The following is an 18,821-nucleotide window of genomic DNA, read 5'->3' as shown; positions in this document are numbered from 1 at the left end:
CACGTTGCCGTGAACTGACCTACATCTACAATTGGGATTTCGGCTAGCCTCGCTGGGCCGTGGCCATTCCGACCTCACCACATGCACGCTAATCGGTGCGGACATGTTATTTGTCCGGGACTAACGCGTATTCTGCGACGATCGCTAGAAAAATCTAAGCTGACGCCGCAGTATTTAACCGAACTATGAAGGCGCTGACTTGCCGTGACCTCAGGTGGCTGAAATCTGTCTGCCATATCCGGGCTGCTTGATATCCTTTTGTTTGGCATGACCGCAGATCGAGCGTGGCCGCAAGACGCAGAAGCCCCTCTTTCGACCCATCAAAGATAAACCCGGTGCCATTTGCGGCGACAAAGTTCCCGGGCGGCCCGCCACTGTTCGTTATCAGAGGGAGCCCGAGTGCGAGGTGCTCAAACATCTTGTTAGGGGATGCGTAACGATGAGCAGGAGTCGTTAGAAGATAAGGGCCGTAGAGAACGTCGGCCGTTCGCATAAGCCGTACGGCTTCCGTGTAGCTGACGCGACCGTAGAACTTAAAGTTTTCGCGACCAGCGGCAGCGGCCTCAAACATCGACTCGAGCGGACCGTTACCCGCGACGCAGCATTCGATGCCGGGTTCAAGCTCGCTGAGTTCAGGGAGATACTCCAGCCCGCGATGGACGGCTTCAAGCGTTCCGACATAACACAGGCGAATGGGCTCTCCCTGGACTCTGCGCTTACGCGCCGGTCCTGCCAGCGCATCCGCGCTCGGGATGTTTGAAAGGATCATGTATTTCGGGTCTGGCTGAACGCCGTATTGTTCCAGTCGGCTTTCGTCGGGGAAGATTACGACATGAGCCTTGCGCAGAACAAACCGTTCAAGCGCGGAAAGAAATCCCCGCACGACCCCGACGCGCATCCCGGCGGCTAGTTGATCGTAGGCGTCATAAACGACTCGCTTGCCTAACAGACGTGCAAAGGGAACCGCTATCAAACCGCAGTCCAAATCTACGGAATGGACCACTGTCACCTCTTTCCGGCGCTCCCACAGTGTCCAAGCCATAAAGAGGTGCCAACGAAGAAGCGCGCCTAAGTTCGTCCAACGTCCGCCATATCGACCCAAACCCCGGTAAATGTGACTATTCGCATCAGCGGGCACATTCTCACCCCTAGACCAGAAAAGCTTGGTCACCTCATAGCCGTTTGCTATGTAATCAGAGATCATGCGCTCGGCACGTGAATCTCTCGATATTGGGATAGATCTTATTATTATTACTTTTTCGCCGCCGCTCATTTTAATTTCCCCGATTACTCAGGCTGCTTACCAGAGGCTGGAGCGACCCGGTTGGATATGCCGTGGCAAGATAGACAAGACCTGCCGCTAGCGCCGCGAAGATTTCTGAACGTGCGAAAACCCAGGCCGCAAAACCCGCTGTTAGGGAGAGCGCGACGCAAACAGCCGCCACGCTGGCTCTTTTGAAGTTCACTCTAAATAGCCTGCGACTCAGCACCCACGCAGCCGCGGCTGTCAGGCACAAAGCTTCCACGAATACCGCGAGGCCAAGCGCTTGCTCGGGCGGCACCAACCTTACAACGCAAGTCAAGCTGCCTACGACCACAGCACTCGTCCCTGCGACCAGAACGACAACATCACGCTTTCGCCCATCAGTCATTAGAATGCTCGCCAACGTATAGACCACGGCCAAGAGCCCAGCCTGTATGCAAGCAAGCTGACCCATAATCCCCAGCTGTGTACTTTTCGGACCCGGAAGAGCGAGGTCAACGGCTACCGGCGCAAATAGGCAACCAGCAATGATGAAGGGCGCGACGACGGCGCTGATGGCCGCGAAGTATCGACCTGAAGCGACCCGCCTCTCTTCTTCCTGTTCCCGCAATGAGTAAAGCACCGGAAGCCAAATTAGGGTAAGGGTAGTGGTTCCGAGAGCAAGCGGCCCCCAAAACAAGTCCGAGAGCATTGCCCACTGACCTGCGATCTCTGGGTCACCCCACTGCGCCAGTACGTTTCGCATGCCCGCATTGATTAAAATGTAGATCGAGAGCAGAAGCGTACCAGCAACCCCGAAACTAAGATAAGGTTGAACCCGGCCTAACGACAGCTTCCAAGGCAAAGCTGTTGTCCATAGACGCCGAGCTCCCGTTGTCAGAACTATGCTCGCTAGGAAGCCCATGATCTGCCCTGCGATTGCCCATTCGATAGTTCTTCCCAGCAAAAAGAACGCAGCGGGCAAAATAGCGACACCGACACCTCGAACGAGCGATGCAGCCGCGTAAGTCGTATGTGCCCGTACGGCGTTTGATGCTGACAAGCCGAGATCGCTGACGAGCAAGGAAAGTGCTAGACCAGCGGATAACATGGAAAGAAGCACGTTATTGCGAGTAAATGATGCGACTGCGCCACTGACGGTGAGAACGATGATCCCCGCGATCAGTATTAGAACAGCAAAGGTAGAGATGTCCGCAGCCTGTTCCGTGGCGCTCCGCACTGGAAATAACCTCGTGACGCCTGAGGTCATCCAAGCCCCCCCAATTGTCGCGGCCAACAACGCATTTGTGATGCAAACGGTGTAAATACTGAAGGAAGAAGGATCCAGCAGGCGCGCGAGGACCAAAAGACTTGCCAATGAAGCGAGCCTGCTTCCAAAAAGCGCGACAAAATATAGGAAGGCTGTCAAAGCCGGCTCTCAGATCCGGGCAAGACGATCAAGAATCTGCACGGAAGCTGTGCCGTCGCCAAAGGGATTTGCCGTCTTCGCCATGGCGTTGTACGTTTTAGGGTTGTCAAGCAAGGTCGCTGCCCACGACACGAGTGCGTCTGTCTCTCGACCGACCAATATTGCAGTGCCGGCCTCGATAGCCTCCGGCCGTTCGGTCGTATCCCGGGTCACCAGAACTGGTCTCCCCAAGGCCGGCGCCTCCTCTTGCACCCCGCCGCTGTCGCTGACGATAAAATAGCTGTCCATCATCGCCTGAATAAACTCGGTATAGGCGAGAGGTGAGATGAGTTGAATGTGCGGGATATCAGCGAGCTGCGCACGCACAATCGTTTGGACGTTCGGGTTCATGTGGACCGGATAGACGATCTCCACATCACCACGCCCCGCTAGAATTTTGAGCGCTTCGCACATATTGCCCAAGCCCTCCGAGAAATTCTCTCGACGATGCCCTGTAACGAGGATCAGCCGGGAGCCGGGCGTCGGTGCAGTGTACGGTCTTACGACGCTCAGTGCTCCGTCCGACAAGCCTGTCGACACATGGCGCAACGCATCAACGACGGTGTTTCCTGTTACAGTAACCGTTTCAGGGTCATGCCCTTCGCGGACGAGGTTGGCGGCCGACCGCTCTGTCGGCGCGAAGTGGTGACTCGCCAAGCCGGAAATCAGTCGACGATTCATCTCCTCGGGCCACGGCGACATCATATCGCCGGTGCGAAGGCCTGCCTCAACATGGGCCACTCTTACCTTCCGATAAAACGCAGCAAGGGCACCGCAGAAGGCAGTAGTAGTGTCACCCTGAACGAGAACCCACTGAGGGTCGGTTTCACCAATGATACTGTCGAGCCCACGCACCACGTCCGCAGTCAGATCTGGAAGTGATTGTCCGGGCGTCATGAGCGAGAGCTCCCGATCAACGCTTATGCCGAAAACATCAAGAACCTGCTTCAGCATTTCCCGATGCTGACCGGTCGAGCAAACAGTTGCTGAAAACCTTGGGTCGAGTCTCAAGGCCCGAATTACCGGGGCCATTTTTATGGCCTCAGGTCGAGTTCCGACGATTACCAAGACATTGATCATTTTAGCGAAGCCAAATCTGAAGATAGTTGTAGTAGGGCACCCAAGCATACGTATAGGCACCTACAGAGAACCATGCGAACTGTATGCCAGCACAATAGGCTAGGCAGGCAAAAAGAGCGGTCTTCGATGACGCCTCGCTCCCGCCGAGAAGATCTGGAATGCGCGAGATCGTGATAAGCTGAACCGGTATAAGATAGAGCCCCAAGCGGTCTATAGCGGTCGTTGATGGCGAAAGCAAAACGGCCGGAACCATAGCCAACGAAAACAGTGATAGGCTCAACCAAATCTCACGTTCTACGACAGGCATGCGCATTCTTGATGAAGCAGCAACGAATATGGCAGCCGGAACTGCCGTGAGACCTACCCGGATAAGCGCACCTGCTGAATCGTACTCAGAAGCGATATATAGATCGAATAGGGCAGAAAGCTCATCCCGCAACAGAAGGAAGTAACCTGCGGCGCCGACAGCGAGGCCGAGCGGGATAGCCCACCATTTCCGCCAGACTAGAGGCGCGAGGGCGATCGGAACGATCATAAGTGCGCTCTTGTGCATCGTAGCGGCAAGAACGGAAAACACGAGGAACGTCACGACTCCCTGACGCCGTAGCAAGAAATGCAGGCCGACCAGAACCAGACCGATAGCGGCGCTTTGTCTGGTGTATCCCATCGCCACAGCGATAATGAGGTATGGGATCGATGCGGTGAGCGTAAGCCAAGGCCGCGTCTGTCCGGATGCAAAGACGTAAAGCCCGGCGCAGAAAATAATCGCGCAGGCTAGGTTGACGAACCAGATGTGGAAATCAAGCCTGGACGATAGCCAGTTTAGCAATGTGTACGCCGGATCCCCGTATTCGACAGCGCCTCGGATATCCAGTCGAGATACATCAACGTAATAGACAAGATATGTGTACCAGTCAGTGCCGATCTGATATCGCAAGCCAACAAATAACGCTATGATTACCATAGCAAAGATCATGACAGGCAGAACCGGGACGCGAGTGCTGAGCACACGCGGTCGCTCGAATAAGCTGCCTATAATCCCAATCCCCAAGATGAGCCAATACGGGGTCATGCTCTAGTTCCAGTTCCCGTGATCTTAGCTGCTTTCGATATTGCTGAGCCGGACGAATTTACCTGAACGACGGTTAACTTTCAGACAGTTCGGGGTCAGTGTCTTGCTGTCCGGAGAAAACGCTTAGCGAGCACCGCCGCCGCCGATCAACGTCCAGATTGTTCGGACCAGAATTTGCATGTCCAGCGCAAAGGATATGTTCTTAACGTAGAAGAGGTCGTGGGTGAGCTTGATCCGAGTTTCCTCAATGTTGCTCGCATAGCCGGCACGCACTTGGGCCCAACCAGTAATTCCGGGACGGACGAGGCTTCGATACGCGTATGCTGGTACAGCTTCGGTGTACTCGCGGCTCAGCACGTCCCATTCGGGCCGTGGGCCAATGATGCTCATGTCGCCCTTCAGAACATTCAGAAGCTGGGGAAGCTCATCGATTCTGAACCGCCTCAAGATTTGCCCGATGCGCGTTATTCTGCTGTCACCCTTAAGTGTCGCTTGGCCGCTAGTCGTCGCCGCGACGCGCATAGTTCTCAACTTGTACATCCGAAAGCTATGCCCACCCAGCCCGACCCTCGTTTGATTGAAGAGCAACGGCCGCCCCATCGTCAGCCACACCGCAAGCGCTCCAATCGCCACCAGTATGACTGCGAAGGGCGCGGCGACCGTAACAAGTGCGAGATCGATAAGGCGCTTGCGAAGCCGGTAGCTATTCAGCCGTGACGCCGACAGGTGCTCTAGATCGAAGTGGTCGATCGAGACAATGCCTTGGCTTTCTTCGACGAACTCTGCGAGATGCCGGACTTGCCGGCCCCGCAGCATCGCTTGGGCGACGGGACCAGACCACTCTGGCGACAGGTCCAACATGTCCGACGAGAGGAGGATGTCGTAGTCGTTCAGGGATATGGACGGATCCTCAACGTGATCTACATTGGTCTTGAGTTCCAGTGCGAGGGGGTGCCATCGACCCAAGAGGGCAATGCGCGGCTTGGCACTCACATGGCGCGCAAGCATTACGAGCGAGCCCAAGACGGCGGACGTCGCCGCCGCCGTGAGCATCACCTTGTTCGAATACCACTGCCTTGTAACAAGGATCGTGAAAGCAAGCACTCCATGGACCAGCAAGACGTGAGCGAGAACAGCCGCGAGCTTCCGGTCAAGTCGCCCATTCAGCCCGAGCGACAAGAACATAATGAGGGCGCTGCAACCAGCGTTCAGCACCACGTGCGGAGCGCGCTCATCAGTTAGGACTTCGCTGAAGCGAGCCCCCTCGGCGGCCAACGCGTAAGCCAGTGGCAGGCCGACCACGGAGACAAGCAGGATGATAGCGGTCAAAAGCCAAGTTGACCCCTTGGCTTCACCACCACTCTGCTCGTCGGGTGCAACGCGGATTATCAAAATGCCCTCAAGATGCACCGAACGCGGCGGTAGCGTAACTGCGGAGTCGCCTCGACTTCCTACCCGCGGATGCGGGGCTCTAACGGCTGAATGGGGGGAGGGCAACAGATATGGAAGAGTTCCGACCGCGAAAGACCAGACTGCTCGCAGGGCTTTGATCGCCATCGACGGACCGGGTTTCTGTCGCTATGAGCTTCGAGCCCGTGCCACTTGAGTGACGGGGCCTCATCGATTGCCGCGACCGGAACTACCCCTGACCATGTACAAAATCTCGATCCTGGCTTTCGGCTTGCTTCTCGCCGGCTGTGCGAGCGCTCCGCACAGAGAGGGCCTGTCGACGCAGTTCGCTCCGCAAAGATTCAGCCAGCCCCTTCCTCTAGATCAATCTTCTTACCGGATCGGGCCAGCCGACCTTCTCAAGGTGACCGTCTTCCAAGTTGAGGATCTTTCCTTTGATGAGATCCGTGTGGATGCGTCGGGGACGCTGAACATGCCGCTGATCGGAAATGTCCAGGCCGCGGGCCTTACCCCAACCGAACTCTCCAGCGAATTGGAACAACGCCTCGGCGCCCGTTATCTGCGTAACCCGAGCGTAAGCGTCACCGTTGCTGAAGCGGCGAGCCAGAAGGTTACGATCGATGGTGCAGTCGCCAAGCCCGGCGTCTATGAAATGCGCGGTCGAACGACCTTGATGCAAGCCATAGCGATGGCAGAGGGGCCAACCCGCATCGCCGATCTGCGAAAGGTCGCGGTCTTCAGAAACGTCAGTGAAGGATCAATGGTCGCTCTGTTCGACGTTCAGGCGATCCGGGCTGGAGATGCGGAAGACCCGATACTGTCCGGGGACGACGTGGTGGTCGTAGATACGTCGCGTCTTGGAGCGCGCATGCAAGACATCCTTCAAGCGCTACCAGCGCTCGCTTCGTTTGTCTTCTACGCTTCAAGCTAAGATGGCGGGCGCGTCCAGCGCTCCATCGCAACTTACGGAGCGGCCAGACCTGTGGCCGCCGGAACCAAGATCGCCTGCGGGCTAGAGCATCGGAAGTACATAATGTTCGGAGATGGCGGAAGCTTTCGCAGGACTGATTTTAACTCTGCATCAACGCTCGCGAACGATTCAGGAGAGCCCGCGAAAGCGGCCTTCGACATCGCAGAGTATTGGCGGATCGCTGTAAAGCATCGCCTCCTCATCGCCGGCGCGTTTTTGGCCTCGCTGGTGGGGGGAGTGGCGCTGACGCTGCTTATGACACCGATCTTCACCGCGACGACGACCCTGCAGATTGATCGCGAAGCGGCCCGCGTCATCGACGGCGGGGATGTAAATCCAAGGGAGTCGATGGTTCAGGGGGAAGAATTTTTTCAGACGCAATATGGCCTGCTGCGCAGCCGGTCGCTTGCAGAGCGGGTAATCGATGACTTGGGCCTAGCTTCGTCTGACGCGTTCCTCGATCAGATGGGGGTTTCGCCACCCCGCCGAGGGGATCGCTCTGCCGCTGCTCAGGCCGCACAGCGCCGTGAGACCGTCATCCGAACGATGCAGAAAAACTTAGGCGTGGCTCCTGTACGTGGGTCGCGCTTAGTTCTCGTATCTTTCGACAGCCCTGACCCAGTTCTCTCGGCACGCATCGCGAACGCTGTGGCGGAGAACTTCATCCAATCGAACCTCGACCGCCGGTACGAGTCGTCTTCCTATGCGCGTGAGTTCCTTGAGGACCGGATTGAGCAGACTAAAGCACGCCTCGCCGACGCCGAGCGACAGTTGGTTGTCTACGCCACCAACGAGCAAATTATAAACGTCCGTGAAGCCGGAGCGCAGACCGACGGAACTCAATCGCTCGTCAGTACCAATCTATCTGCCCTCAACGCCTCACTAGCCGAAGCTCGCGCGGATCGCATCGGTAAGGAAGAGAAATGGCGTCAATCGAGCGGAGCGTCACTGTTCACACTGCCTGAAGTGCTGGACAATCCAGCTCTGCAACGGCTTGTAGAGGAGCGCGTTCGAGTAACTGCCGAGTATGAGCAAAAGAGCAGACTGTATCAGCCGGACTATCCGGAGATGGTGCAACTTAAGTCAAGATCGGACGAACTGACCAGACAGATTAACCTTCTCGCCGGGAGCGTGCGTTCATCTATACGAGGCGAGTATGATGTGGCTCTGAATCGCGAGCGATCGTTAGCTCGTCAAGTTGAAGGGCTGAAAGGCGATGTGCTCGATCTCAGAGGTCGTAGCGTTCAATACGGCATTCTCCAGCGCGAAGTAGACACCAGCCGATCGCTGTATGCGGCGCTTCTTCAGCGCTACAACGAAGTCGGCGTGACCGGCGGCGTCACTACGAACAACATTTCGATCGTCGATCCGGCTGACCCTCCCAGTCGTCCGTCGAAACCACGCTTGTTGGTTAACCTGATTTTGGCCGCGCTGGCTGGTCTCGGGCTCGGAGTGGGGCTCGCCTTCGTTCTGGAAGCCCTCGATGAAACCTTGGCTTCGCCCGATGATGTGGAGAGCAAGCTTGGCCTTTCGGTCCTTGGCATAATCCCTCTCCTTCAGAAGGGAGAGTCGCCGAAGGATGCCTTAATGGACGTGCGGTCTGGTTTCGCGGAGGCTTATTATTCCCTCCGCACAGCTCTGCAGTTCTCAACGCCGGAAGGAGCGCCGAAGACGCTGCTGGTTACGAGCTCGCGACCAGCCGAAGGTAAGTCAACAACCGCCTACGCGACAGCCCTTAATCTGGCTCGCTTGGGGCGACGCGTGTTGCTCGCTGACGGGGACCTCCGCAACCCCTCCATGCACCGTGTAGTGGGAAGCGAAAACAACGCTGGAATGAGCAATCTATTGTCCGGAAGTGGCGATCTCCGCGCGCTGGTTCAGACCACCGATCAACCCGGGCTGGATTTCATTCCTTGCGGACCGATCCCACCAAACCCAGCGGAGCTTTGGGGCGGAGATCGAGCAGCAAAAGTGCTCGAAGATGCGATGCAGACTTACGATCATATCGTGATTGACGGACCGCCTGTCCTGGGCTTCGCTGACGCCCCTCTTCTTGCTTCAGCGGTGCGCGGCACGGTTTTCGTCCTTGAATCCAAGGGGACTCGTCGGGCCCAAGCGAGAGGTGCCCTTCGTCGGTTGGGAGTAGGCAACAGCCGTATTCTTGGGGTGGTTTTGACCAAGTTCAACACCAAGGCAGTTCAATACGGGTCCTACGACTATTCGTACGACTACAACTACGGCGCATCGGGCGCCGGCAAAGCTGGGCGCTCGAAACCACGGTGACCCCACGCCGCCGCTCTGGTTCGATCGCCGTTTATGGCCTGATAGCTGGAGCTGTCTGGTTGGGATGGGAGATAGTAAAGGCCCCCGTTTCAGATCGGGCGCCGCCGGCAGTGGCTGTACGGGCCGCGCCGACCTCCCCCGAGGTGCTGAGGCGTGCGGCGGAGGCGGAGCTCGTCGCCAACCGCGTCGATAACGCCCGCTCCTTGGCCGAAATGTCTTTGACCAGATCCCCGTTCAACGCGCGGGCCCTACGCGTGCTTGGTCTCGCCGAGGCGCGTGCGGGCCGTCTCGATGCGGCCGACAATATTCTTACTCTCGCAGGAAATTGGAGCCTGCGAGACGACCCATCTCACGCTTGGCTGATTGAGAGACGCCTGCGCCAAGGAGACTATGGTTCTGCCTTCGCACATGCCGACACCCTCGCCCGTAGATGGGCTGACGGCAACGATCGTATCTACAATCTTTTCACATCCGCCGTACTTGCGGATCAACGCGCTTTGCCAGCGCTGACGACCGTCGTCGGCCGCAAGCCGTCATGGCGCGGAGCCTACATTGATTACCTGATCAAGCGAGAGGATGGCGATGCCGTCCTACTTGCACTCGGGATCGCTCTGTCAAACAGCTCGCACGGCTACAGCACGTATGAGCTGAGCAGGGTCTACCAACACTGGTATGGTGAGAATCGGTTCGAGGCAATCCGCACCTTGCGACAGGCAGTTGGTCGGCCTGGCCGGCTTGACGACCTCCAGAATGGCGACTTCACTATTTCAGCGGAACAAACCTTGTTCCCGTTCGGCTGGAGCCTGCCGCCCGCATCCGGCATTTCAAGCGCCGCCATTGAGGACGATATCCGCCCTGACGAAATGGCTCTACGGGTTGAATACGACGGGTACGCCAATGTCATCGCGGCGGAACAGATACTTATGCTGCGGCCAGGGTCACATCGCATCATCGGCGACGTGCGGGTTGAAACAAGCCCGGACACTTCCCGCCTCCGCTGGAGTGTGAGCTGCGTCGAAACCAATCAGCCGGTTGTGATCAGCCCCGTCAGCGGGGCAAGCGCCGACACGAGATCATGGAAGCGTTTCAGCTTCGGTTTCACGATCCCGGCCGAAAACTGCCAAGTGCAGCGCTTGCGACTGGTATCCGACCCCGGAGACAGACGAGCTACCACGGTCGCGTGGTTCGACAAGTTGCGAGTAGTCGCAGGACAGATCGGGGAGTCCGAAATTGGGTAGTCGCCCCACGAGTTTCGCTAGAATATCTTGGAACGCGCTGACTGCAGCTATGATTGGCTTGCTGATCATGGCTCTGTTCGCTGGTGGGGCGAGTCGTCTGCACGAACTTCGCTTAGCTCTCGTGGAACTTGCTGCTCTGCCTGTGCTGGTCTTGGCTATATCGAAGCTGCTTGGCGGATGTCCCCGGCCTACTCCACTTGCAATGCTTCTGATTTTCGGCACGGCCGCCTTGCCGCTGGTTCAGCTTATTCCCCTGCCACCTAGCGTGTGGACGGCGTTGCCGGGCCGCGACCAAGCTGCTCTTGCTCTTGAGCTGTCCGGACTCCAGCCAAGTTGGTCAGCTCTCTCGTTTGCGCCAGATAAGACTTGGCGGTCGTTCCTCGCTCTTCTGCCTCCTATCGCTATGTTCATTGGCGTCGGCCTCTCTGGATCAGCCGATCGTGGACGACTGGTTCACATCATCTTGGGATTTGCTGTCCTTTCCATCGTCTTGGCCACCGCGCAGGTAGCTAGCGGCGGCGACCAACTCTACCTCTGGCCGACGACGAGTCCGGGAACTGTGGTGGGATTCTTCGCTAACAGAAATCATTTGGCCACCCTGTGTCTTTTGACCATGCCGTTGGCGGCTGTAATGGGAGCAAGAGTGCTTCGACGGCAGGATCGCTCGGACAAGTTGACCCTATGGTTGTCGATACTCTTCATCTGCATGATGGTCCTGTCTTTGGGCGTAATTCGCTCACGAATGGGCGTGGTATTGCTGGTGCCGACCCTGGCCGGCAGCATTCTCGCCGCTTGGATTGCATCGGGCGGCGGGCGACCCAAACCTCTATTGCTTGGCTTGGTCGGCGGTGCGACCGTAGCAGTAGGCGCGATCGTCATCTTTGCACTGACACCCCTTTTGGCTCGTTTCGACACTGCTGGCGTCCGCGAAGGCCGCTTTGAGAATTGGCCGATCGTTGCGGAGGCTGCGAACACCTATCTACCGCTCGGCTCCGGACTGGGTTCATTCGACGCAGTTTATCGGTCGGTCGAACCTCTGGAGCTCTTGGACTCCACCTTCTTCAATCAGGCCCACAACGAGTACCTTGAGATATGGCTTGAGACCGGCTGGTTGGGCGCGGCATTGATTTGCGTGTTCTTGGTCTGGTTCATCCGCAGATCATGGACAGCTTGGCGTGCTCGCCCTGGACGAGAGCGAGATATCCAGAGGGCAGCGAGCATCGGGATCGGTGTCGTGTTGCTACACTCGGCGGTCGACTATCCTCTGCGCACCGAGACCATAGCTGTCATCGTTGCAATGATGTGCGCACTTCTGGACATGGCGGCGCGCAGCGATGAGGAACTGACCGTAGACATGAAGTCGGCACGCCGTCGTCAGAGGGCCGACTAGGTGTCAGGCGGCTGCGCTGGCGGCTTGGGTCGGAACAGGATGTCGCCTGATCGACACGCCGCTCGTTGTTGCATCTTCTGTCTGGAAGCAATCAAACTGGTGGCCAGCAATCCTGATGGCCGTCAGGTGCCCAGATGAGTAGGCCTTTGTGTCAATTCCAACGCGACGGTGATCCCGATGCACCTCCCGGGTAGGAGTGTGTCCATGGACTACAACGCGATCGAACTCGTGCTCGCTATCAAGGAAAGTTCGACGTATCCATAGAAGGTCCTCCTCGGCCTGCTCTTCCAGCTTCACGCCCGGTCGGGCGCCCGCATGGCAGAAGTAGAAATCTCCCAGCGTGACTGAAGTCTCCAGCTTGGTCAGGAACTGACGCTCCGAGGCACTGAGCTTATGATTTAGGTCAGCTGAAAGATGGGCCCACATTTCCTGTCGGTGCCGGAGGGTCGGTATGCTCAAACCGTAAGATCGAAGCGTCGCATCACCACCATACTCACACCACTGGGCGCCCACCGAAGAATCCTCGAGGAAATTCAGCATGGTCTCCTCATGGTTCCCCTTCAGGAATCGCCACTCAACCCCCGCATCCCTCGGCAGCGCCGCCAGATACTCGATGACGCCCCGCGAATCCGGTCCTCGGTCGATGTAATCACCGAGGAAAATTACGACCTTCCGCTCCGCCGTACTCGCCGCCGCGTCCGCCATGATCGCCTCAACCAGCGGGACGAGCAAATCCAGCCGGCCGTGGATGTCGCCGATCGCCCACACAATAGTGCCGTCCGGCACGGAGGGGTTCTCGGGCGCGCGGACCTGAGGTTTGCGTTTCAGGAGTTTGGAGAACATGCGTCGCGGGCTGTGGCGCGGGACGGCGCCGGGCTTGGGATCGGGCGGTCACTGGATACACCGGTGAGCGCAGGCGTCTAGCCGCAATACGGGACGGAAAAGAGGCCGGATGTCGCGGACGGCGAGGCGGAGATTGCGCCACGACGCCTATCCTGTTGTGTAGGAGCGATGATCTCTCGTCTGTCCTGTATTCCCGCGCTCATGGTCTCTGCCGCCCTTTTGTCGGGATGCGGAGGTGGAGGGGTTTCGTCCGCGTCGATGTCGAGCGGTGATGCTCCGGCGCGGCTGGCGGCCCTGACCGCACTGGATGAGCGGGTGGCGCGGGTGGCGTTCCAGCTGTCCAAAGCGAATGCGTCCCTGTGCCCTGAGCAACGCCAGTCGGCCGGGTGGTCGCTGCATGCCGCCAATCTGTACAGCCGGGAGCTCCGGCCGTTGGCTGAAAGCCGGTTCGGCCTGGACGGCGATCTGCCGGGCGTGCTTGCCGCGCCTCCAGCGTCGGCCGCGGCGCGGGCGGGGCTTAGGCCTGGTGATCTGATCGTTGAAGCGGCGGGACAAGCCCTGACGCGCGGATCGACCGTCCGGGAGCCGGCCTATGACGGGTTCGCGGCCAACGTCGCGCGGCTGGACGCCGCGCTGGCGAGTGGACCTGTCGAGATTACAATCCGGCGGGGTGACCGAGTGTCGTCGTTCGTTGTCGGGCCCGAGCTCGCCTGTGGCTATGACGTCCAGCTCAATCCGTCGGACGAACTGAACGCGAGGGCGGACGGGCGTCGGCTGTTCATCAGCACGGCCTTGGCCGGGTTTGCACAGAGCGACGACGAACTGGCGGTGATCCTCGGCCACGAACTGGCGCACCACGTGCTGGGGCATCGGGAGTGGGACGACGTCGGCGGGGTCGGGCGGACGCAGAACACAGGCCGCGAAGACGTCTCGGGCGGGGCCGGCGGCAAGGAGCAGCAGGCGGATCGGGTCGGCCTCTATCTGCTGGCGCGCGCCGGCTACGATCCGGGCGTGGCGGCGCCGTTCTGGCGGCGGTTCGGGGAGTCGAACTGGCGGGTGCGGTATCCGCAACTGGAGCATGCCTCGGCGGGGACGCGGGCCCGGCGGCTGGACGAGGTGCGGGTTGAGATCGAGGCTAAACGTGCGGCGGGCGAGGCGCTGCTCCCCTAGGCGAAGGCATCCGGGAGCGCCTTGGCGGTGTCGCGCATCTGCTCCCACGCAACGGCGATATGATAGAGCGAACTGGCCGGAGCCGGCTCGATCGTAAGGCTTCCGTCGGGCTCCATCCGGTCCCGCCACAGGCCGTTGGGCTGGAGATAGCGGGTAAGGCCGGAGAGCGCTTTCGCCGCATCGGCGAGACAGGCCGATCGCGCCTCCCCCTCCCCCTGTTCGGCGAGAATGAGCGCCGCCTTCAGCCACTCGGTCTGGGGCCACAGACGGGCGCGGGCGGAGCGGACCGAACCGTCGTCGTTCAGGGCGTCGACCGCCACCGAGCGTGCGGCGTCGGTTCCGGACAGACCGGTCCGGTACAGGTCCTCAGCGGCGGACCGGGCCCAGCCCTCTCCCCTCGCCCGCCCCCATCGGGTCAGAAGCCAGGCCCACTCGAACTGATGCCCCGGCTCGACAAGATGGCCATCGTCGCCGGTCGCGGGGGCCCAGTCGGGCGTGAAGAACTCGCGCAGGGCCCCGGTGTCCTCATCGATGAAGTGCCTGCGCGCGAGGGCGACAATCTCATCCGCGCGGTCCGTCCATGGACCAGCGGGCTCGAGCGCCTCCCAGGCCATACAGGCCTCGAGCAGGTGCATATGGGCGTTGGCCTGATGCGGATGATCGCCCGCCTCGCGCCAGCCGCCCTCCGGATGCTGCAGGATGTCGATCGCCGACAGCAGACGCCGCGCCCGGCCCTGCATGTCGTCAGCCGCCACGCCCGCCGAAGCGGCTCCGGCGAAGGCGAACAGGGCGAAAGCCTGATCGTAGAGCCAGGGCGTGTCGTCGATCACGACGCCCTTACGCGAGACCCGTGTCCGGTACAGGCCGTCGTCACGCAGGTTGGTGGTCTCGAACCGGTCCAGCGACCGCTCGACCAGCCCTCGCCAAGGCCCGGTCCAGCCCGAACGACCGGCGGCGGCATAGACCCAGGCCTGACGCGCCTGTACCCGGGCGCGTCGGAAAGCGGCAGGCGCTTGCCCCTCGTCATCCAGCGTCTCGACAAAGCCGCCGTCGGGGTCGACGCCAAGGGTGGCCCAGAGCGGCAGGGCCGACAGGCGCAGCCAGCTGTCGAACTTAGCCGCGGCCGCGGGCAGCGCCTCGGGGGACGCGCCTCTCGCCAGATGCGACGGCGACATCTCGCGCAGCCGTTCGACCAGTCCCTTCACCTCCTGCGAGCGGCTGAGGTGGCAGACGAGGACGGCGTCGGGTTCAGCGATGATGGCGAGGTCGGAGACGCCGGCGGTGGCGACCACCATGCCTTCGGCCGCGCGAACCAAATTGGCGCCGTCGCCCTCGCCGCCAACCCAAAGGCCGCGATTGCCGAAACCCGTCGCGGCGACAGCGTCCCACGCGCCAAGGTCGGACCAGCGGAAGTCGACGGGCAGGACCGAGACCCGGCGGCTCTTCTCCATCACGGCGTAGTCGATCGAGATGCGCGGCGCGGCCAGGAAGGCGTCGGTCAGGGCGACGACCTGGTCCTGCGAACCGTCAGGAAGGCCGGCGCGGGCTGCGGTGGCGACCTCGGGCGAGAAGGCGTCGAGCTCGTCCAGCAGGGTCCGGGCGGCGACGATGAAGTTGCCGCTGTTCCACAGATAGCCGTCGGCGACGTAGCGTTCCGCGGTCTTGCGATCAGGCTTTTCGACGAAGGCGGCGACGGCGGACAGGCCCGGCCCCTCAGGCTGGATATAGCCATAGGCCGATGACGGTTCGGTCGGCCGCACGCCGAAGGTGACGATCCGCCCCTGCTGCGCGGCCTCTGCGCCGATGCGAGCGGCGCGGCGGAAGGCGTCATGGTCGGGGATGTGGTGGTCGGATGCGACGAACAGGGCGACGCCGTCCGGGTCGCGTCGGGCGATCCACGCCGCGGCGGCGGCCATTGCAGGAGCCGAATCTCGGCCCTCCGGCTCGATCACGATCGTGGCGGGCCGTCCGACGCGGGCGAGCTGGGCCTCGATATGGGCGCGGTGATCACGGCCGGCGACGACCACGAGCTCGCCGCCGTCTTCCGCAAGGGGGGCGACGCGGGCGACGGTGTCTTCGAACAGCGAGGCGTCGCTGGCAAGATCGATGAACTGCTTGGGTCGGTCAGGACGGGATGCGGGCCAGAGGCGCGTACCGGCCCCGCCGCACAGAATGACCGGAAAGATCGCCATGCCTCGCTCCCTGCCCGAGGCTTATCGGGCGGCAGGGCGCGAGGCAACCGAGGCGTTCAGAACTGCGTCCGCCAGGCGCCGGTCAGGGTGAAGCTGGCCGGGGCGGCGGCGATGTGCTGGTCGTCGCGGGTGACGATGGCGCGCAGGTTCAGATAGCTGCCGTCCTTCAGCCGGTGCAGGCTGCCGAGGGCGATATCGATCTGGCGCCCCGTCGGCGAGGCGGAGAAGCGTCGTTCCGAGAAGGTCAGCGGGTCGAAATAAGCGAGCGGCGCATCGGCCAGCTGGGCGGCGAAGGCGCCGGACTCGGTGCGCAAGGGCTGGGACACCGACCATGTCAGCGCCTGGCAACCCAGACCGAACTCGGCACAGGCGCTGGTCAGGCCCAGACGCCAGCTGGAGCTGAAGGCCGGCTCGACCAGCCGCAGGAACTGACCCGAGATATCGGTGCGGGACCAGCCCATCTCGGCGTCGAGGCGCAGACCGCGGCCGAGATCGAACTCGCCGGCGAACGAGCCGAAGCCGGTCTGGCTGGGTAGCTCGAACCCGGAGCCGAGGGGAACGTACGAACCGAGGGGGCCCATGCGCTCATCCAGACTGCCGCCGGCCAGCTTGAACCGGGCCTCGGGCGTCGCCTGCCAGCCGGCGGCGAAGCGGGCGTAGCGCGACACGTCCTCGGATTCTGTCTGGAACGGCATCTGGCGATCACCGACCCCGGCATCGGCCGTGAAGGTCAGGGCGCCGAGGTGGACAGCGCCCAGCCAGGCGCGGTCGACCTGGGCCAAGGATGCGAAATCGTCTGCCGCGCCGAGCTCGAACGGCGACCGGGCGCCGTTGCGGCCCTGCCAGACCGCGACCGTGCCTGCGCCGGCGGAGAACTGAACCATCACGTCCTCGCGGCGGCGATCATCCAGCCATGGCGTGATGGCGCTGGAGGCGGAGGCGAGATCGTATCCCGTATCGTCGATGGAGGCGCCGCTGGTCAGGGCGAGGGTCCCGCCGAAGGGGGCGTCGACCTTCAGTGTCGCCTGCTGACGCGGCGCCTCGGCGGCGCGCGGCAGGCTGGTGCGAGGAGCGAGACCATAGGCGTCGGCCAGATCGACGCGGAAGAGGCGGTCGTAGGCGTCGTGGCCGACCGTCTGCATGCCCTGCCCCACCCGCAGCGCGTCGCCGAAGGGGCGACCGGTGTAGGCGAAGCGCTCGGTGGTCACCTCGACGGTCGAGCCGGAAGCGGTCTTCACGCTGGTGGAGCCGACGGGCTGGAAGGCGCGGGCGATGTCCAGCAGGCCCCGGCCGTAGACAGCGTCCTGCCCAGCGTCGCCGGCGTCGCGAGCGGTGTTCAGCAGGATGTCGACCGCCTGACGGCCGGTCAGGTTCGGGAAAGCCTGAAGCAGCAGGGCCATGGCTCCGGCGACGGCAGGCGCGGAGAAGGAGGTGCCGTTGATGACGTAGCACTGGGTGCCGTCGCAGTTGGTCACAACCCTGACCCCGGGCGCGCTGATGTAGCGACTGGCGGATACGCCTGCCCGGTTGGAGAAGGCGGCAATGGTGTTGTTCACATCGTGGGCGCCGACCACGATGATGGAGCCCGCGAAGCGCGGATCGGTGGCGTAGCGGCCCGGGTAGCCCGGGTTGACCGCGGCCGCGGGGTCGTCGTCGAACTCATTGCCCGCCGAGATGGCGAACACGATGCCGGCGTTCACCGCCCGCAGCATGGCGGCCTCGAAGGTCGAGCCCAACGCGCCCTCGCCGCCCAAAGACATGTTGATGACGCGAACATTGTTGGCGATGGCGTAGTCGATGGCCCGGGCGAGGTTGGTCGAGGTGAAGCAGACCTTGTCGTCAGGATCGTCGCAGTCGGCCGTGTCCGCGCGGATGGAGACAATCGTCGACTGATAGGCGTAACCGATGGTGCCGAAATCATTGAAGTTCGACGCGATGACCCCGGACACCCAGGTGCCGTGCTGATCCGTGTCGTACGGCATGCCGCGCCCGGGTACGATGTCCGTGGAGAGCGGGGAGATCCTGCCCTGCAAATCGGCCTCAGCCGTATCGATGCCGCTGTCGACCACCGCGATGGAAATACCTGCGCCCGTCGCGCCCGCGTTCCATGCCGTGATCGCGCCGGCGTTCACGACCGCATAGTTGCGCAGGTACTCGGTTGAGGTCGCGCTCGGCCCGGGAGGTGGTGGGGGCGGCGGAGGAGGAGGAGGAGGCGGGGGTGGAGGCGGCGGGGGCGGCGGCGGTGGAGGTGGCGGCGTGACGACGCCCCCCCCGGTTCCGCCCCCTCCCCCGCCACCGCATGCGGCCAGAGGGACGAGCGCGGCCGCCAGAAGCAGCCCCCTGGACAGGACGCCAACCACGTGACGATTACGCATTGCTGTGACCCCGACGAAATCTTCCCGGAAACGTAGACACGAGCTTTCGCCGTGTGCAACGCCAATATCTCCGGTTGTTGAAAATTT

The 18,821-nt window shown here is 61.3% G+C and carries 13 protein-coding genes; 5 read left to right on the top strand and 8 right to left on the bottom strand.

All coding sequences use genetic code 11. The annotated features are described in order from the left end of the window. Window positions 1-154 precede the first annotated feature (154 nt). The 5 genes from ACIQC9_RS00450 to ACIQC9_RS00430 form a co-directional block, all read right to left on the bottom strand. Window positions 155-1,273 carry a glycosyltransferase gene (locus ACIQC9_RS00450; protein ID WP_400611558.1) on the bottom strand — a complete coding sequence of 373 codons (1,119 nt, stop codon included), beginning with the start codon at window positions 1,271-1,273 and terminating at the stop codon, window positions 155-157. A 1-nt stretch (window position 1,274) separates the two neighbouring features. Next, entirely contained in the window at window positions 1,275-2,672 is a 1,398-nt protein-coding gene (locus tag ACIQC9_RS00445) for an oligosaccharide flippase family protein (RefSeq protein ID WP_400611556.1), read from the bottom strand. Between the two features lie 9 nt (window positions 2,673-2,681). Next, a complete protein-coding gene (gene wecB, locus ACIQC9_RS00440; RefSeq protein ID WP_400611554.1) occupies window positions 2,682-3,791 on the bottom strand; it encodes a non-hydrolyzing UDP-N-acetylglucosamine 2-epimerase in 1,110 nt (369 codons plus the stop codon). 1 nt (window position 3,792) lies between these two features. Then, the gene (locus ACIQC9_RS00435) at window positions 3,793-4,863 is read right to left on the bottom strand and encodes an EpsG family protein (RefSeq protein ID WP_400611553.1); all 1,071 of its coding nucleotides are present in this window, start codon (window positions 4,861-4,863) and stop codon (window positions 3,793-3,795) included. Window positions 4,864-4,986: 123 nt separating this feature from the next. After that, window positions 4,987-6,192 carry a sugar transferase gene (locus ACIQC9_RS00430; protein WP_400611551.1) on the bottom strand — a complete coding sequence of 402 codons (1,206 nt, stop codon included), beginning with the start codon at window positions 6,190-6,192 and terminating at the stop codon, window positions 4,987-4,989. Window positions 6,193-6,514: 322 nt separating this feature from the next. Between ACIQC9_RS00430 and ACIQC9_RS00425 the strand changes: the two genes are divergently transcribed. From ACIQC9_RS00425 to ACIQC9_RS00410, 4 genes are all read left to right on the top strand, one after another. Further along, the gene (locus ACIQC9_RS00425) at window positions 6,515-7,204 is read left to right on the top strand and encodes a polysaccharide biosynthesis/export family protein (protein WP_400611549.1); all 690 of its coding nucleotides are present in this window, start codon (window positions 6,515-6,517) and stop codon (window positions 7,202-7,204) included. Between the two features lie 51 nt (window positions 7,205-7,255). Continuing rightward, window positions 7,256-9,526 (top strand): GumC family protein, encoded by a 2,271-nt coding sequence (locus ACIQC9_RS00420; protein WP_400611547.1) that lies wholly within the window; start codon window positions 7,256-7,258, stop codon window positions 9,524-9,526. A gap of 254 nt (window positions 9,527-9,780) precedes the next feature. Further along, a complete protein-coding gene (locus ACIQC9_RS00415) occupies window positions 9,781-10,764 on the top strand; it encodes a hypothetical protein (protein WP_400611545.1) in 984 nt (327 codons plus the stop codon). Between the two features lie 67 nt (window positions 10,765-10,831). After that, a complete protein-coding gene (locus tag ACIQC9_RS00410) occupies window positions 10,832-12,154 on the top strand; it encodes an O-antigen ligase family protein (protein ID WP_400615314.1) in 1,323 nt (440 codons plus the stop codon). A gap of 3 nt (window positions 12,155-12,157) precedes the next feature. Here the strand turns inward: ACIQC9_RS00410 and ACIQC9_RS00405 are convergent, their stop codons facing one another. Continuing rightward, window positions 12,158-12,997: a metallophosphoesterase family protein gene (locus ACIQC9_RS00405; protein ID WP_400611543.1), complete on the bottom strand. Its 840-nt coding sequence runs from the start codon at window positions 12,995-12,997 to the stop codon at window positions 12,158-12,160. Between the two features lie 258 nt (window positions 12,998-13,255). Between ACIQC9_RS00405 and ACIQC9_RS00400 the strand changes: the two genes are divergently transcribed. Then, window positions 13,256-14,167 carry a M48 family metalloprotease gene (locus ACIQC9_RS00400; RefSeq protein ID WP_400611541.1) on the top strand — a complete coding sequence of 304 codons (912 nt, stop codon included), beginning with the start codon at window positions 13,256-13,258 and terminating at the stop codon, window positions 14,165-14,167. Here the strand turns inward: ACIQC9_RS00400 and ACIQC9_RS00395 are convergent. Both ACIQC9_RS00395 and ACIQC9_RS00390 read right to left on the bottom strand, forming a co-directional pair. Then, window positions 14,164-16,359: an AGE family epimerase/isomerase gene (locus ACIQC9_RS00395; RefSeq protein ID WP_400611539.1), complete on the bottom strand. Its 2,196-nt coding sequence runs from the start codon at window positions 16,357-16,359 to the stop codon at window positions 14,164-14,166. The two genes, ACIQC9_RS00400 and ACIQC9_RS00395, sit on opposite strands and share 4 nt — an antisense overlap. Window positions 16,360-16,415: 56 nt before the next feature. Next, window positions 16,416-18,491: a S8 family peptidase gene (locus tag ACIQC9_RS00390; RefSeq protein ID WP_400611537.1), complete on the bottom strand. Its 2,076-nt coding sequence runs from the start codon at window positions 18,489-18,491 to the stop codon at window positions 16,416-16,418. Window positions 18,492-18,821 lie beyond the last annotated feature (330 nt).

This window comes from Brevundimonas sp. NPDC092305 (assembly GCF_044755415.1).
Taxonomy (GTDB): domain Bacteria; phylum Pseudomonadota; class Alphaproteobacteria; order Caulobacterales; family Caulobacteraceae; genus Brevundimonas.
Note: the sequence above shows the minus strand (reverse complement) of the source record. Positions and strands in the feature narration are given on the sequence as shown.

What these genes read in the sequence shown, in the direction of transcription:
- ACIQC9_RS00400 (WP_400611541.1), top strand. Translation starts at nt 13,256, where the DNA reads ATGTCGAGCGGTGATGCTCCGGCGCGGCTGGCGGCCCTGACCGCACTG.
- wecB (WP_400611554.1), bottom strand. Translation starts at nt 3,791, where the DNA reads ATGATCAATGTCTTGGTAATCGTCGGAACTCGACCTGAGGCCATAAAA.
- ACIQC9_RS00425 (WP_400611549.1), top strand. Translation starts at nt 6,515, where the DNA reads ATGTACAAAATCTCGATCCTGGCTTTCGGCTTGCTTCTCGCCGGCTGT.
- ACIQC9_RS00435 (WP_400611553.1), bottom strand. Translation starts at nt 4,863, where the DNA reads ATGACCCCGTATTGGCTCATCTTGGGGATTGGGATTATAGGCAGCTTA.
- ACIQC9_RS00410 (WP_400615314.1), top strand. Translation starts at nt 10,832, where the DNA reads ATGGCTCTGTTCGCTGGTGGGGCGAGTCGTCTGCACGAACTTCGCTTA.
- ACIQC9_RS00450 (WP_400611558.1), bottom strand. Translation starts at nt 1,273, where the DNA reads ATGAGCGGCGGCGAAAAAGTAATAATAATAAGATCTATCCCAATATCG.
- ACIQC9_RS00395 (WP_400611539.1), bottom strand. Translation starts at nt 16,359, where the DNA reads ATGGCGATCTTTCCGGTCATTCTGTGCGGCGGGGCCGGTACGCGCCTC.
- ACIQC9_RS00405 (WP_400611543.1), bottom strand. Translation starts at nt 12,997, where the DNA reads ATGTTCTCCAAACTCCTGAAACGCAAACCTCAGGTCCGCGCGCCCGAG.